The following is a 16,145-nucleotide window of genomic DNA, read 5'->3' as shown; positions in this document are numbered from 1 at the left end:
CAATGGAATTCACGACAGCAGGAGTCGTCGGAGCCGGCGTCATGGGCGTCGGTGTCGCGCAGAACCTCGCCCAGACCGGCCACCGGGTCGTCCTGGTCGACGTCTCCGAGGAGATCCTGGAGAACGCGCGCAAGGAGCTGCGCCAGAGCCTGCGGGCCTTCGCGATGTTCAACCGCAAGGCCGCGGTGGACCCCGCCGAGGTCTTCGAGAAGATCGAGTTCACGACCGACTACGAGCTGCTCGCCAAGGCGGACTTCGTCGTCGAGAACGTGACCGAGGAATGGGCGATCAAGGAGAAGGTCTACAAGGAGCTCGACCGGATCTGCCGGCCCGAGGTCGTCTTCGCCGTCAACACCTCGGCCATCTCCATCACCCGGGTCGGCTCGGTCACCAGCCGCCCCGAACGCGTCGTCGGAATGCACTTCATGAACCCGGTGCCGCTCAAGCCCATGGTCGAGGTCATCCGCGGCCACCACACCACCCCCGAGACGATCGACACCGCCCGCCGCTTCCTCGCGGAGCTCGGCAAGGAGTGCATCGTCGTCGAGGACGTCCCGGGCTTCGTCTCCAACCGCGTCCTGATGCTCACCATCAACGAGGCCGTCTTCCTCGTGCAGGACGGCGTCGCCCCCGCGGCCGACGTCGACCGCATCTTCAAGACCTGCTTCGACCACAAGATGGGCCCGCTGGAGACGGCCGACCTCATCGGTCTCGACACCATCCTGAAGTCCGTCGAGGTGCTCTACGAGAGCTTCAACGACAGCAAGTACCGGCCGGCGCCGCTGCTCAAGAAGATGGTCGCCGCCGGCCTGCTGGGCCGGAAGAGCGGCCAGGGATTCCACACCTACCGCTGACCGGGCGCCCCCTGCCCGCAGGCCGCCCCCCGCCCCTCCCCGCATCGAAGACGACAGGACGGAACGAGATGAGCACGGACAACAAGGCCAGGATCGCGGAGTACCTCTCCCGCTTCATCCCGGTGCAGGACCTCAAGGACGACCAGGACATCTTCGAGCTCAGCTTCGTCAGCTCGATGTTCGCGATGCAGCTCGTCTCCTTCGTGGAGCACGAGTTCGGCATCACGGTCGAGAACGAGGACCTGGAGCTGGAGTACTTCCGCTCCATCAGCGCCCTCGACGCGTTCGTCAGCCGCAAGCTGGCCGCGTCGGTCCCCCAGTAGGCCGAGCGGAGCCGACCCCAGATGACGACGATGCTCACCGCGGAGCAGGCGCAGGCCCAGAAGGAGTTCCGGGCCTTCGCCGACAGCCGCGTCGCCCCGTACGCCGAAGCCTGGCACCGGGCCCAGCGCACCCCGCCCGAGGCCGTCCGGCTGCTCGCCGACGAGGGCCTGCTCGGGCTGCCCGTCGCGGCCGAGTACGGCGGCGGCGGCAGCGACGCGGTGACGCTCGGCCTGCTCGCGGCCGAGCTCGGCCGCGCCTGCTCCTCGCTGCGCAGTCTGCTGACCGTGCACACGATGGTGGCGCACGCCGTCGCCCGCTGGGGCACCCGCGCCCAGAAGGACACCTGGCTGCCCCGGCTCGCCCGCGGCGAGCGCGTCGCCGCGCTCGCCGTGTCCGAGCCGGGCACCGGAAGCGATGCCTCCGCCGTCACCACGCGGATCACCCGCGACGGCGGGGACTGGATCCTCGACGGCCACAAGAAGTGGATCACGTACGGGGAGAGCGCCGACCTGTTCCTCGTGGTCGGGCGCGGCGAGCAGGGCCCCACCGCCCTGCTCGTCGAACGGGACACCCCCGGACTGCGCACCGAGCTGATCGAGGACATGATCGGCATCCGCGCCTCGATGACCGCCCACGTGTACTTCGACAACTGCCGCGTCCCCGGCGAGAACCTGCTGGCCCGGCCGGGCCTGGGCGTCTCCCACGTGACCGGCGCGGCCCTGGACCTCGGCCGGTACACGGTGGGCTGGGGCTGCGTCGGCATCCTCGACGCCTGCCTGGACGCCAGCACCGACTACGCGGCCGAGCGGGTCCAGTTCGGCGTCCCCATCCGGGAGCACCAGCTGGTCCGCCGCATGATCAGCGAGATGTACACCTCCTCCCGGGCGGCCCGGCTGCTGTGCCTGGAGGCGGGCCGGCTGCGCGACGCCCGCGACCCCGGTGCGCTGGCCGCCACCTCGACGGCCAAGTACTTCGCCTCCACCGCCGCCGCCCGCGCCGCCACCGACGCCGTGCAGATCCACGGCGCCAACGGCTGCGGCCCCGACTACCCCGTACAGCGCCTGCTCGGTGACACCAAGGTCATGGAGGTCATCGAGGGCAGCTCCCAGCTCCATCAGGTCGGCCTCGCCGAGTACGCCTTCCAGGAGCGGGCCCCGTTCCGCCGCACCCCCCTCGCCGCAGCCCGTGGAAGTGAGTGACCGATGACGACGACCACCGAGACGACGACCACCGAGCCGACGTCCGCCGAGCCGGCCGCCAAGGCGGCCACCGTCAAGTGCGTGGTGTGGGACCTCGACAACACCGTCTGGGACGGCGTCCTGCTGGAGGACGCCGAGGTCACCCTGCGCCCCGAGGTCGTCGAGACCCTGCGCATCCTGGACGAGCGCGGCATCCTGCACTCCGTCGCCAGCCGCAACGACCACGCCGCGGCCATGGCCAAGCTGGAGGAGTTCGGCATCGCCGAGTACTTCCTCTACCCGCAGATCAACTGGGGCAACAAGTCCGATTCCGTGCAGGCCGTCGCCAAGGCGATCAACATCGGCATCGACACCCTCGCCTTCGTCGACGACCAGCCCTTCGAACGCGACGAGGTCGCCTTCGCCCATCCCCGGGTGCGCTGCATCGACGCCGTCGACGCCGCGGGCATCCCGGACCTGCCCGAGATGCACCCCCGGTTCGTCACTGCCGACTCCCGCGAGCGCCGCCACCTCTACCGGGCCGACGCGCAGCGCAACGCCGCCGAGGAGTCCCACGAGGGCACCTCGGAGGAGTTCCTCGCCTCGCTCGGCATGCGCTTCACCATCAGCCCCGCCGAGGAGCGAGACCTGCAGCGCGCCGAGGAGCTGACGGTCCGTACGAACCAGCTCAACGCCACCGGCTACACCTACTCCTACGAGGAGCTGGACGCCTTCCGCCGCTCCGCGGACCACGACCTGCTGGTCGCCGGCCTGGAGGACAAGTACGGCACCTACGGCAAGATCGGCCTCTCGCTCGTGGAGCGCGGCCAGGACGTGTGGACCGTCAAGCTGCTGCTGATGTCCTGCCGGGTCATGTCCCGCGGCGTCGGATCCGTGCTGCTCGGCCACCTGATCCGCGAGGCCCACCGGGCCGGGGTCAAGCTGCGCGCCGAGTTCGTGCCCACCGACCGCAACCGGACCATGTACATCACCTACAAGTTCGCCGGCTTCCGCGAGATCGCGAAGAAGGGCGACATCTCGGTCCTGGAGAACGACTTCTCCCGCATTCCCGAGTTCCCCCCGTACATGGACGTCACGCTCGGGAACTGACCCCGGGCCCCGCTTCCCTCCCCCTTCCCGCAGACCACCGACGGCAGTGCCACAGAACGAGACGGATGGCCAAGATGAGCGCCCAGGCGAACGAGGACCGGCTCCGGCGGGCCATGGCTGCGGTGATCCAGCTGCAGCAGCGCAACGCCGAGCTGGAGAACGAGCGGCACGAGCCGGTGGCGGTCGTCGCCATGGCCTGCCGGCTCCCGGGCGGCATCGACACGCCCGAGGAGTTCTGGGAGCTGCTGGCCACCGGCCGTGACGCCATAGGCCCGCTGCCGGCGCGCTGGGACGGGCTGGACCTGTACGACCCGGACCCCACGGCGACCGGCAAGAGCTACGCCCGCGAGGGCGGGTTCCTCGACGCCCTCGAGGAGTTCGACGCCGACTTCTTCGGCATCTCCCGGCGCGAGGCCGTCTCCATGGACCCGCAGCAGCGGCTCGTCCTGGAGGCCTCCTGGGAGGCGCTGGAGCGGGCCGGGCTGCGTCCCGACACGATGGCCGGCAGCCGCACCGGCGTCTACCTCGGCGCGATGCGCTCCGACTACGACACCGGCAACGCACCCCTGGAGGTCCTCGACGGATACCAGGGCACCGGCATCTCCGGCAGCGTCGTCTCGGGCCGCATCAGCTACGCCCTCGGCCTGCAGGGCCCGGCCCTGACCATCGACACCGCCTGTTCCTCCTCGCTGGTCGCCATCCACTCGGCGGTCGCGGGGCTGCGCGGCGGCGACTGCGAACTGGCCCTGGCCGGCGGCGTGACCGTCATGAGCTCGCCCGCCATGTACGTCGAGTCCAGCCGGCTCGGCGCCATGGCACCCGACGGGCGCTGCAAGAGCTTCTCCGCCCAGGCCGACGGCGCCATCTGGTCCGAGGGCGTGGGCATCCTCGTCCTGAAGAAGCTGTCGGCGGCCCGCCGCGACGGCGACCCCGTCCTGGCCGTGATCCGCGGCTCGGCCGTCAACCAGGACGGCCGCAGCCAGGGCCTGACCGCCCCCAACGGGCCCGCCCAGCAGCGGGTGATCCGCGACGCGCTCGACGCCGGCCGCCTGACCCCCGCCGACATCGACGCGATCGACGCGCACGGCACCGGCACCCCGCTCGGCGACCCCATCGAAGCCGGCGCCCTGGCCGAGGTCTTCGGCCCCGGACGCGACGGGGACCGGCCGGTGTGGCTGGGCTCGTCCAAGTCGAACCTCGGCCACACCCAGGCCGCCGCCGGCGTCGTCGGCGTGATGAAGATGATCCTGGCGCTGCACCACGAGGCGCTGCCGCCCACGCTGCACGCCGCCGAGCCGAGCCCGCAGATCCCCTGGGAGGACAGCGGCCTGCGGCTCGTCCAGGAGCTGCGGCCCTGGCAGCGCGGCGAGCGGGTGCGCCGGGCCGGCGTCTCCTCGTTCGGCATCAGCGGCACCAACGCCCACGTGATCGTCGAGGAGGCCCCCGCCCCCGCCCCCGCCCCCGCCGCCTCCGCCGAGGCCGGGTCCGCTTCCCCCGAACCCGTTCGCGCCGAGAACGGCCCGGCCGTGGCCGGGGCCCCCGCCGGCCCCCGCCCGCTGCTGGTCTCCGGCTTTGACGCGGCGGCACTGCGTGCCCAGGCCGCCCGCTGGGCCGCCTGGCTCACCGCGCACCCCGACGCCCACTGGCCGGACGTCCTGCGCACCGCCGCCCTGCACCGCACCCCGCTGGAGGCCCGCGCCTCGGTCCTCGCGGCCGGCCCGGCCGAGGCCGCCGAGGCGCTCACCGCCCTCGCCGAAGGCCTGCCGCACCCGGCCGTGACCTCCGCGACCGCGCGCGAGCGCGGCAAGGCCGTCTTCGTCTTCCCCGGCCAGGGCTCGCAGTGGCTCGGCATGGGCCGCGAGCTGATGGAGCAGAGCCCGGTCTTCCGGGACGCCGTCCAGGAGTGCGACGAGGCCCTCGCCCCGTGGACGGGCTGGTCCGTAGCGGGCTTCCTGCGCGGCGAGGCCGGCCCCGAACTCACCCTGGAGCGCATCGACGTACTCCAGCCCGCCCTGTTCGCCGTGATGATCGGCCTGGTCGCGCTCTGGCGCTCGCTCGGCGTCGAGCCGGCCGCCGTGGTGGGCTCCAGCCAGGGCGAGGTCCCCGCCGCCGTCGTCAGCGGCGCCCTCTCCCTCGCCGACGGCGCCCGGCTGACCGCGCTGCGCTCCCAGGGCCAGCTGCGCGAGTGCAGCGGCCGGGGCGCGATGGCCCTGGTCGAACTGCCCGTGGCGCGCACCCGCGAGCTCATCGAGCCGTACGGGGACGCCCTGTCGGTGGCCGTGGTCAACACCGCCGGCTCCACCGTGGTCTCCGGAGACGTGGACGCCGTCGAACGCCTGCTGGCCGAGCTCGAGGGCAGCGACGTCTTCTGCCGCCGCATCCAGTCCGACACCGCCGGACACAGCGCGCACATCGACCCGATGCTGCCCTGGCTCGCCGAACAGCTGGCCGACCTGCGCCCCGGCGCCTCGGCCGTCCCGTTCTACTCGACGGTGACCGGCACCGTGGTCGAGGGCACCGCCCTCGACGGCGCCTACTGGTGCCGCAACGTGCGCGAGACCGTCCGCATGGACCTCGCCCTGGACCGGCTCGTCGCCGACGGCCACGGCGTGTTCGTCGAGATATCCCCGCACCCCGTCCTCGGGATGCCCCTGACCAGTGCCACCGCCGACAGCGACGGCGCCGTCGTCGGCAGCCTGCGCCGCGACCAGGGCGGGCTCGACCAGCTGCTGCGCTCGCTGGGCGCCCTGCACACCCAGGGCTACGAGGCGGACTGGACGCGGGTCTTCGCCCCGGCCGACGGCGCCGCGGCGCGGCTCGCGGACCTTCCGACGTACGCCTTCCAGCGCAAGGCCTACTGGACCGACGTCCCCGGCTACCGCCGCCTCGACGAGGCCGAGATCGCCGCGCTGGGCCGCCGCGCCCAGGACACCGCGGACGAGGACGCCACCGGCCCCGCCGCCCTGCGCGCCCGCCTCGCCGCCCTGGGCGAGAGCGAACGCCTCGAGGCCCTGACCGACCTCGTCCGGCGCGAAGCGGCCGCCGTCCTCGGCGCCACCGAGCCGGTCCCCGCCGACAAGCGGCTCCAGGAGCTCGGCCTCGACTCGATCATGGCGCTCCAGCTGCGCAACCGGCTGACCGAGCTGACCACCGCCACCCTGCCCGCGAACCTCGCCTTCCAGCACCCCACCGCGCACGAGATCGCCGGGCACCTGCTCGAGCACGCCCTCGGCGTCCTGGAGAGCGCCCCCACCGCGGCCCTCGAACGCTCCGGGCGGCGCGAAGAGCACCCCGCGACCGACGGCCAGCGCCGGCTGTGGTTCCTGGAGCAGCTGCGCCCCGGCAGCGCCGAGTACCACACCCCCCTGGTCCTGCGCACCGCCGGCCGGCTCGACCCCGCCGCGCTGCGCAGCGCCCTGACCTGGGTGACGGAGCGCCACGAGGCGCTGCGCACCTCGCTGACGGGCCGCGACGGCGCCCTCGTGCAGGTCGTCCGGGCCGCCGGAGAGCCGCAGTTCACCCACGAGGACCTCAGCCACCTCGACGCGCAGGAGCTCGACGCCCGCATCCGCGAGGAGGAGCGCCGGCCGCTGCCGCTCGACGGCCCCGGCCTGCTGCGCTGCCTGCTCGCCGACACCCGCGACGGCGGCCAGCTCATCGGCATCTTCCTGCACCACGCCGTCACCGACGGCTGGTCCCTGTCCGTCTTCACGCAGGAGCTCTTCGCCGCCTACACCGCCTACGCCGGGGGCCGCACGCCCCAGGCCCCCGAACCCGCCTTCCAGCTTGGCGACTTCGCCGCCTGGGAGCAGCGCGCCCTGGAGGAGGGCCACTTCGCCAAGGGCCTGCGGGTGATCGGCGAGCGGCTCGCCGGCATGGGCCGCCTCGACCTGCCCGCGGCCGACGGCGCGAGCGAGGGCGGCACCACCGGGTTCACGCTCCCCGCCGAGCTGCGCACCCGGGTGGAGGAGCTGGCCGCCCGCACCGGGGTCACCCCCTACACCGTGTACGCGAGCGCCTTCGCGGTCCTGCTGGCCCGCACCACCGGCGCGTACGACTTCGGCCTGGGCACCGTGTGGGCCAACCGCCAGCTGCCCGGCACCGAGGGCCTGGTCGGCTTCCTCGTCACCACCCTGCCGCTGCGCTGCGAGCTGACCGGCGACCCGAGCTTCGAGCAGGTCCTGACGGCGACCGCGCCGCGCGTCCTGGAACTGATGGAACACCAGGACCTGCCGCTGACCGAGCTCGTCAAGGCCGTCGGCGGGGAGCGCACCGGCGAGGACAACCCGCTCTTCAGCGCCGTCTTCAACTACCGGGCCAGCACCCTGCCCGCGCTCGGCGAGGGCGACGGGGCCTGGGTGCCGTCGGCGGACGCCTCCGTGGGCGGCGGCCCGCGCGGGGTGGCCAAGTCGGCCGTCGGACTGACCCTCGCCCCCGACGGCGGGGGACTGGTCGGCGAACTGGAGTTCCTGCCCGGCATCCTCGGCGCCGAGGCGGCCGCGCGCCTCGCGGACAACTTCCGGACCCTGCTGGAATCGGCCGTCGCCGATCCGGCCCGGCCCATCGGCGCCCTGGACCTGATCTCCGGCGCCGAGCTGGAGTGGCTCCAGGAGCGCGGCGGCCGGGCGCCCGGCGAGGTCACCGGCCCCACCGCCCTGGAGCGGATCCTGGCCCAGGCACGCCGCACCCCCGACGCGGTCGCCCTGGTCGACGGCGGCCGCACCTGGACCTACCGCCAGGCCGTGGCGCGGGCCGCGGCGATGGCCGGCCACCTGCGCTCGGCCGGAGCCGGCCCCGGCACGCTGGTCGGCATCCACCTGCCGCGCTCGGCGGACCTGGTGGTCTCGGTGCTCGCGATCTGGCTCGCGGGCGGCGCGTACGTGCCGCTGGACCCGGACTACCCCAAGGCCCGCCTGGAACACGTGATCCGCGACAGCGGCCTGTCGCTGGTGGTCTCCACCCGCGACGGCTCGCCCGAGGTCGCCTCCGACGACGTCGCCGTCCTGCTGGCGGACGCGCTGGAGCACGGCGCCGGCCAGGACGGCTTCCCGGACGACCCGGACACGCTCCCGGACCTGTCCGACCGCGCGTACGTCATCTACACCTCGGGCTCCACCGGCCTGCCCAAGGGCGTCCAGCTGGAGCACGCCCAGTTCGCCACCTTCTGCACCGCGATGGACGAGCGGGTCGGCGGCGGCCCCGGCGACACCTGGCTCGCCGTCACCAGCCTCTCCTTCGACATCTCCACGCTGGAACTGCTGTGGACCCTCACCCGCGGCTACCGGGTCGTCGTGGGGCAGGGCGGGCCGGCCGGCTGGGCCGACTACCTCCCGTACGCCCCCACCCACCTGCAGTGCACGCCCTCCCTGGCGCGCATGCTGCTGGCCGACGCCGACGGGCGCTCGCTCGTGCAGGGCCTGACGCGGATGCTGGTCGGCGGCGAGGCCCTGGACCGGGGCCTGGCCCGCAAACTGGACCGGCTGTGCCCCGGCGGCCTGATGAACATGTACGGGCCGACGGAAACCACCGTGTGGTCGGCGGCCTGGGACGCGGTACCGGGCGAGGTCTCCCTCGGCCTGCCGCTGCACGGCAACCTGCTGTACGTGCTGGACGCGGCCGGGCGCCGCGTTCCGCGCGGCACCCGCGGGGAGCTGTACATCGGCGGCCTCGCCGTCGCGCGCGGCTACCTGAACCGGCCCGAGCTCGACGCCGAGCGCTTCCTGCCCGACCCGTTCGCCGGGGACGGCGCCCGCATGTACCGCACCGGCGACGTCGTGCGCTACCGGGCCGACGGCTCCCTGGAGTTCTGCGGCCGCGTCGACGCGCAGGTCAAGCTGCGCGGCCACCGCATCGAACTGGGCGAGATCGAGGCCGTCGCCGCCGAGCACGCCGGCGTCGCCGAGGCGGCCGCGGTGGTCCGCGAGGACGTGCCGGGCGACCCCCGGCTGTGCCTGTACCTCACCGCGGCCCCGGGCCGCACCGTCACCGACGAGGAGCTGCTCGCCGCGCTCGCCGGGCGGCTGCCCGCCTACATGGTCCCGTCCCGGCTGGTCCACCTCCCCGAACTGCCGCACACGCCCAACAAGAAGGTCGACCGGGGCGCCCTGCTGCGCCTGGAGGCGCCCGCGCCGGCCGCCGCGGCCGCCCGCGCCGCAGAGGGCCGGGAGCCCGCGGGGGAGGGCGGCATCGAGTCCCTGGTGTCCGGCGCCTGGGCCGAGGTGCTCGGCATCCCGGTCGTCGACCCCGACAAGGGCATCTTCGACCTCGGCGCCAACTCCATGAGCGCCCTGGAAGCCCACAAGATCATCTGCGCGGGCCTGGGCCGGGAGTTCCCGCTCTCCACGCTCTTCCGCTATCCGACCGTCCGCCAGCTCACCGCCTACCTGCGCGACGGCTCGCACGCCACGCTCGCCCGCCAGCAGTCCGCGGCCCGCCGCGAGCGCTCCGGCGAGGACGCCGTCGCCATCGTCGGCATGGCCTGCAAGCTGCCCGGCGCACCCGACGTCGACACCTTCTGGCGCAACCTGCGCGACGGCGTCGAGTCCATCACCCACTTCACCGACGAAGAACTGCGCGCGGCCGGCGCCACCGAGGAGGAGCTGGCCCACCCGGCCTACGTCCGCTCGCGCGGCCTGATCGACGGCGCCGACCTCTTCGACGCCGCCTTCTTCGGCTACTCGCCCGCCGAGGCCGAGGTCATGGACCCGCAGCACCGGCTGTTCCTGGAAGCCGCCTGGCAGGCCCTGGAGCACGCCGGCATCGTGCCCGCCGCGTTCGACGGCAACGTCGCCGTCTTCGGCGGCACCGGCTTCGGCGGCTACCACCAGGACGCCTCGGGCGACCTGTCGTCCTTCTACCGCTCGATGATCGGCAACAAGAACGACTACCTGGCCACCCGCGTCGCCCACAAGCTCGACCTGCGCGGCCCCGCCCTGTCCGTCCAGACCGCCTGCTCCACCGGCCTGGTCGCCGCCCACCTGGCCCGCGAGAGCCTGCTGCGCGGAGAGTCCGACGTCGCCCTGGTCGGCGCCTCCTCGCTGACGATCCCCCTCAAGCGCGGCTTCGTCCACCAGCCCGGCCTGGTCGTCTCCCCGGACGGCAAGTGCCGCGCCTTCGACGAGAAGGGCGCGGGCACCGTCTTCGGCAGCGGCGTCGGCATGCTCGTCCTGCGCCGGCTGTCCGACGCCCTCGAGGCCGGGGACACCGTCTACGCCGTGCTGCGCGGCAGCGCCGTCAACAACGACGGCGCCGCCAAGGCCGGTTTCACCGCGCCGAGCGTCCAGGGCCAGGCGTACGTCATCGCCGAGGCCCAGGCCGCGGCGGGCGTCACCCCCGACAGCGTCGGCTTCATCGAGGCGCACGGCACCGCCACCTCGCTGGGCGACCCCATCGAGGTGCAGGCGCTCCAGCAGGTCTTCGGCTCCGCCGAGCGCGCCGAGCCCTGCGCGATCGGCTCGGTGAAGACCAACATCGGGCACGCGGACGCCACCGCGGGCATCGCGGGCCTCATCAAGGCCGCGCTCGCCGTGCACCACGCGGAACTGGTGCCGAGCCTCAACTACGAGCACCCCAACCCGGAGATGGGCCTCGACCCGAACCTCTTCTACGTCAACACCGAGACCAAGCCCTGGGACGGCGAAGGGCCGCGCCGCGCCGGCGTCTCCTCCTTCGGCATCGGCGGCACCAATGCCCACGTCGTCCTGGAGCAGGCCCCGGTGCCGGCCCGGGAGCCCGCGCCGGACGCGCCGTCCGCCGCCGGGGCGGCGGCGTCCCCGGCCGGCTCCCTGCCCGTGGTCCTCTCCGCCCGGACCGGGGCCGCCCTGCGCGAGCAGGCCGGCCGCTGGGCCGACTGGCTGGAGGACCACCGGGCGGTCCCGCTGGCGGACGTCGCCCACACCGCGGCCCTGCGCCGCACCCACTTCGACCACCGCGCCCTGGTCACGGCCGCCACCACCGACGAGGCCGCCGCCGCGCTGCGCGCGCTCGCCGAGGACCGCTCGCACCCCGCGGTCAGCCGGGCCACCGCCCGCGGCCGCGGCCGCACGGTCTTCGTCTTCCCCGGCCAGGGCAGCCAGTGGGACGGCATGGGAGCGGCCCTGCTCGAGCAGTCGCCCGCCTTCGCACGCACCGTCCGCGACTGCGACGCCCTCCTGGCACCCCGGCTCGGCTGGTCGGTCACCGACGTCCTGCGCGCCGCCGGAGGCCCCGAACTCTCCGCCCGCCGCCTGGACGTCGTACAGCCCGTCATGTTCACCATGTACGTCGCGCTCGCCGCCGCCTGGCGCGAGCTGGGCATCGAGCCCGACGCCGTCACCGGGCACAGCCAGGGCGAGGTCGCCGCCGCCGTCGTGGCCGGCGCGCTCACCCTGGAAGAGGGCGCCCGCATCATGGCCGTCCGCAGCCGCGCCCTCCAGGCGGTCGCCGGGGTCGGCGCCATGGCCGTCGTCGAACTCCCGCTGGACCAGGTCCTCGAGCGCATCGCCCCGTACGGGGAGGCCGTCTCCGTCGCCGCCGTCAACACCCCCACCTCCGTGGCCCTGTCCGGTGACGCCGACGCCCTCGAGGACCTGCTGTTCGCCCTCGACGACGAGGACGTCGTCTGCGGCAAGCTCGAGGCGCCCGTCGCCTCGCACAGCCACTGGATGGACGCGCTCCTGCCCGGCCTCGAGGCGGACCTGGCGGACCTCGCCCCCACCACGGGCCGCCTGCCCTTCTACTCCACCGTCACCGGCACCGTCCTCGACGGCCGCGAACTGGGCGCCGCCTACTGGTGCCGCAACCTGCGCGAACCCGTCCGCCTCGACCTCGCCCAGCAGCAGCTGATCGCCACCGGGCACGACGTGTTCCTCGAGGTCAGCCCGCACCCGGTCCTCGCCATGCCGCTCACCGAAGGCAGCGCGGACGCCCTGGTCGCCGGCACCCTGCGGCGCGGCCACGGCGAGCGCTCCGAACTCCTGCGCACCCTCGGCGAACTGCACACCCACGGCCACCGCGTGCCCTGGGAGCGGATCTTGGACACCCCTGCCACGGTCGCCGAACTGCCCACCTACGCCTTCCAGCGCCGCTCCTACTGGATCGACCCGCCGAAGCCGCAGGACGCCCCCCGGGCCGCCGCCGACCAGGCCTTCTGGGAGGCCGTCGGCGAGGAGGGCCCGGCCCGTCTGGCCGAGCTGCTCGACGCCCCCGAGCGCCTGCGCGAGGGCATCGGGGAACTGCTCCCGCTGCTGTCGTCGTGGTGGCGGGGCCAGGAGGCGCGCGAGACCGTCGCGGGCTGGCTGTACGAGGACGCCTGGGAGCCGGCGCCGGCGCCCGCCGTCCGGGCCGCCTCCCTGGCCGGGCCCTGGGCGCTGGTGACCACCGCCGCCGAGACCGGGGCCGCCGACACGATCGAGGACGCCCTGCGCGCCGCGGGCGCCACCCCGTACCGCGTCGAGGCCGTGGCCGACCGGGCGGCGCTCGGCGCCGCCCTGGCCGCCCTGCCCGAACCGCCCGCCGCGGTCCTCACCCTGGGCTCCCTCGACGCCACCCCGGACGGCTCGGGCTCCACCGCGGGCTTCGCCACCACCCTCACCCTGCTCCAAGCGCTCGCCGACCTCGGGCTCGACGCCCCGCTGTGGGCGCTGACCCGCGGAGCGGCCGACACCGACGGCACCGGCACCCCCGCCCCGCTGCAGGCCCTGGTCACCGGCCTCGGCCGGGTGGCCGCACTGGAGGACCCGCTGCGCTGGGGCGGCACCGTGGACCTGCCGGCGCAGCCCCATGCGGGCTGGGCCGACGCCCTGGTGGCCTGCCTCGCCGCGGGCGACCACGAGGACCAGGTGGCGCTGCGCGCCGACGGCCGCCACGTACGCCGCCTGCGGCGCACCGCCCCGCGCCCGGCCACCACCTGGTCCACCCGCGGCACCGCGCTGATCACCGGCGGCCAGGGCGCCCTCGGCCTGCACCTGGCCCGCAGGCTCGCCGACCGCGGAGCCGAGCACATCGTGCTGGCCTCCCGCCGCGCCGGCGCCGCCCCCGAAACGGAGCTGCTGCGCACCGAACTCGCCGCCCGCGGCGTGGAACTCACCCTGGAACAGGCCGACGTCAGCGACCGCGACCAGGTCGCCGCGCTGCTCGCCCGCACCGGTGACCCGCGCCGCCCGCTGCGCACCGTCGCCCACCTGGCGGGTCTGTCCCGCCCGGCCGCCCTCACCGGGCTGACCCCCGAGGCCGCCGCCGAGGAGAACGCGGCCAAGGTGCACGGCGCCTGGCACCTGCACGAGGCCCTCGCGGGCCGCGAGCTCGACGCGTTCGTGCTCTACGGCAGCGGCGCCAGCCTGTGGGGCGGCGCCGGGCAGGCCGCGTACGGGGCCGCCAACACCGCGCTCGACGCACTCGCACGCCACCGCAGGGCCCAGGGCCTCACCGCCACCGTGCTGCACTGGGGCGGCTGGGCCGGCGGCGGCATGGTCACCGCCGAGGCCGAGCGGGCCGCCCGCTCGCGCGGCCTGCGCACCATGGCGCCCGAACTCGCCCTGGACGCGCTGGAGATCGCCCTGGGTGCCGGCCTGGCGGCCCTCGGCGTCGCCGACATCGACTGGACGGCGTTCGCACCCGCCTACCGGGCGGCCCGCCCGCGCCCGCTGCTCGACACCCTGCCCGAAGCCCGGGAACCGGAGGCCGAGCAGGCACCCGACGCCTCGGCCGGACAGGAACTGCGCACGGCCCTGGCCGGGCAGAGCCCCGAGGAACGGCGGGCCACGCTGACGGACCTGGTCAAGGGCGAGGTCGCCCCCGTCCTCGGCATGCCCGAGGCGGAGCTGGACGCAGACCGCCCGCTCCAGCAGCTGGGCCTGGACTCGCTGATGGCCGTGAAGGTCCGCAACGAACTGAACCGCCGCACGGGCCTCGCGGTCACCACCGAGGCGATCTTGCGCCACGCCACCTGCGAGGGCATCGCCGGCCACCTCACCGGCAAGCTCGCCCCCCAGGGCAGCGCGCCCGCAGCCCCGGCCGCCGACCGGAGCCAGGACAACCCGTGGCTGCGCGTCCTCAAGCCGGCCCGGAACCCGCGGGCCCGCATCGTCTGCGTCGCCGGCATGGGGGGCACCACGGGCGGCCACGTCCCGCTCGTCCGCCACCTGCCCGACGACGTCGAACTCCTCGCAGTCCAGCTCCCGGGCCGCGAGGCACGCGCCGACGAGGCACCCGTCACCGACATGATGGCCCTCGCCGACCAGGTCGTCGCCGCCCTGTCCGGCCGGCTCGCCCCGGCCCCGGGCGCCGCGCCCGTCGTCCTGTACGGCCACAGCCAGGGCTCCTGGCTGGCCTGGGAGGTGGCGCACCGGCTGGCCCACCGGCCCGCCGTCCCGCCCCTCGCCCTCGTCGCGGCCTGCGCGCTGCCGCCGCTGGCCCCGCTCACCCCCGGCCTGGACCGGCTCGGCGAGCTCACCGAAGACCTGGACGGCGCCGACCCGCAAGAACTCGCCGCGCTCCTGGAAGGGCTGCTGCCCGACGAGGTCCTCGCCAGCGAGGAACTGCTCGCCGAATACGTGCAGCGGCTGCGCACCGACACGGTCCTGGCCGAGAACCACCGGGCGGTGCTGCGCGGCATCTCCCGCCCGGCCCTGGACGTACCGCTGTTCGCGGTGTCGGGCACCGCCGACCCGGTGCTGCCCGACGGGTCCATGGAGGTGTGGCGCGAGCTCACCGGCGCCCTCTACGTGCCCCGCGCCATCGAGGGATCCCACGCCGCGCCGATCACCAACCCCGAGGCCATGGCGGCCGAACTCATGAACGCGATCGACACGATCGCCACCAGCCTGGAGGAGAACCATGCCTGAGACCGTGCGCCCGGACGGGGCGCGGATCCACTACGAGGTGCGCGGCACCGGCTTCCCCGTCCTGCTCATCGGCCCCGGCGAGGTCCCCGGGCAGTGCGACACCGAGCGGGCCGCCTTCACCGCAGCTGCCGACGCCCTCGCCGGGCAGTTCCAGGTGATCACGGTCGACGCCCGCCACCAGGGCCTCAGCACCGGCCCCGCCGAGCCCTTCTGCTACGGACGCACCGCCGCGGACCTGCTGGCGGTCCTCGACGAACTCGGCATCGAGCGCGCCCACATCGCCGCCTCCGGCGCCGGCACCGCCCAGGCCTGGCGGCTGGTCCAGGACGCCCCCGAGCGGATCGCCGCCGTCGTCGCCCACGCGCCCGTCGGGCTCGCCGAGGGCAACACCCTCGGCGACTTCCTGGCGACGTTCGACGAGCCCATGCGCCTGGCCCGCGCGGAAGGCATCGACGGCGTCATCGAGGAAGCCGGCCTCGGCGGCGGCTTCGCGGCCCGGCCCGGCGCCGGACCGTACGCCCGCCGGCTGGAGGCCGCAGGCGAGTTCCGCGAGGAGATCACGGCCCTGCGCCGGGAGCGCTACATCGTGCGCCTCGTCCGGTTCCGCGACGGCATCTGGCCGCAGGGCTCCGCCTACTTCTCCGTACCGGAGGAGTGGATGGCGCAGTTCCCCGCGCCGCTGCTGGTGCTGCCGGGCAACAGCCCGCTGGCCCCGGCCGCGCTCGCCAAGCGGCTCGCCGCCGACGTGCCCGGCGCCCGCCTGCTCGACGGCGCCGCCGACACCGACGACCGCCGGACGGAGACCCTCGCGTCGGTCGTCTCCTTCCTCCTCGAGACCACCGCACGCTGAAGGAGAC

At 74.7% G+C, this 16,145-nt stretch carries 6 protein-coding genes; all 6 read left to right on the top strand.

The features are described from left to right. Positions 1-2: 2 nt before the first annotated feature. The 6 genes from AB0D44_RS10780 to AB0D44_RS10755 all read left to right on the top strand — a co-directional run bounded on the left by AB0D44_RS10780 (position 3) and on the right by AB0D44_RS10755 (position 16,138). Positions 3-854 carry a 3-hydroxyacyl-CoA dehydrogenase NAD-binding domain-containing protein gene (locus AB0D44_RS10780; RefSeq protein WP_362587605.1) on the top strand — a complete coding sequence of 284 codons (852 nt, stop codon included), beginning with the start codon at positions 3-5 and terminating at the stop codon, positions 852-854. Between the two features lie 68 nt (positions 855-922). Beyond that, positions 923-1,177 (top strand): acyl carrier protein, encoded by a 255-nt coding sequence (locus AB0D44_RS10775; protein WP_069924400.1) that lies wholly within the window; start codon positions 923-925, stop codon positions 1,175-1,177. Between the two features lie 21 nt (positions 1,178-1,198). Beyond that, the gene (locus AB0D44_RS10770; protein WP_362587602.1) at positions 1,199-2,377 is read left to right on the top strand and encodes an acyl-CoA dehydrogenase family protein; all 1,179 of its coding nucleotides are present in this window, start codon (positions 1,199-1,201) and stop codon (positions 2,375-2,377) included. A 3-nt stretch (positions 2,378-2,380) separates the two neighbouring features. Next, the gene (locus tag AB0D44_RS10765; protein ID WP_362587599.1) at positions 2,381-3,466 is read left to right on the top strand and encodes an HAD-IIIC family phosphatase; all 1,086 of its coding nucleotides are present in this window, start codon (positions 2,381-2,383) and stop codon (positions 3,464-3,466) included. 65 nt (positions 3,467-3,531) lie between these two features. Further along, entirely contained in the window at positions 3,532-15,288 is an 11,757-nt protein-coding gene (locus tag AB0D44_RS10760; protein ID WP_362587596.1) for an amino acid adenylation domain-containing protein, read from the top strand. Next, entirely contained in the window at positions 15,281-16,138 is an 858-nt protein-coding gene (locus AB0D44_RS10755; RefSeq protein ID WP_362587593.1) for an alpha/beta hydrolase, read from the top strand. The genes AB0D44_RS10760 and AB0D44_RS10755 overlap by 8 nt, the downstream gene beginning before the upstream one ends. The last annotated feature ends 7 nt before the right edge of the window (positions 16,139-16,145 follow it).

The sequence above is a fragment of the Streptomyces sp. NPDC048349 genome (assembly GCF_040651925.1).
Lineage (GTDB): Bacteria > Actinomycetota > Actinomycetes > Streptomycetales > Streptomycetaceae > Streptomyces.
The sequence above is the reverse complement of the archived record's forward strand: the minus strand, read 5'-3'. Positions and strand labels throughout refer to the sequence as shown.

Excerpts from the sequence above, each read along its gene's own strand:
- AB0D44_RS10755 (WP_362587593.1), top strand. The coding sequence starts at position 15,281 with ATGCCTGAGACCGTGCGCCCGGACGGGGCGCGGATCCACTACGAGGTG.
- AB0D44_RS10765 (WP_362587599.1), top strand. The coding sequence starts at position 2,381 with ATGACGACGACCACCGAGACGACGACCACCGAGCCGACGTCCGCCGAG.
- AB0D44_RS10770 (WP_362587602.1), top strand. The coding sequence starts at position 1,199 with ATGACGACGATGCTCACCGCGGAGCAGGCGCAGGCCCAGAAGGAGTTC.
- AB0D44_RS10760 (WP_362587596.1), top strand. The coding sequence starts at position 3,532 with ATGGCCAAGATGAGCGCCCAGGCGAACGAGGACCGGCTCCGGCGGGCC.
- AB0D44_RS10775 (WP_069924400.1), top strand. The coding sequence starts at position 923 with ATGAGCACGGACAACAAGGCCAGGATCGCGGAGTACCTCTCCCGCTTC.
- AB0D44_RS10780 (WP_362587605.1), top strand. The coding sequence starts at position 3 with ATGGAATTCACGACAGCAGGAGTCGTCGGAGCCGGCGTCATGGGCGTC.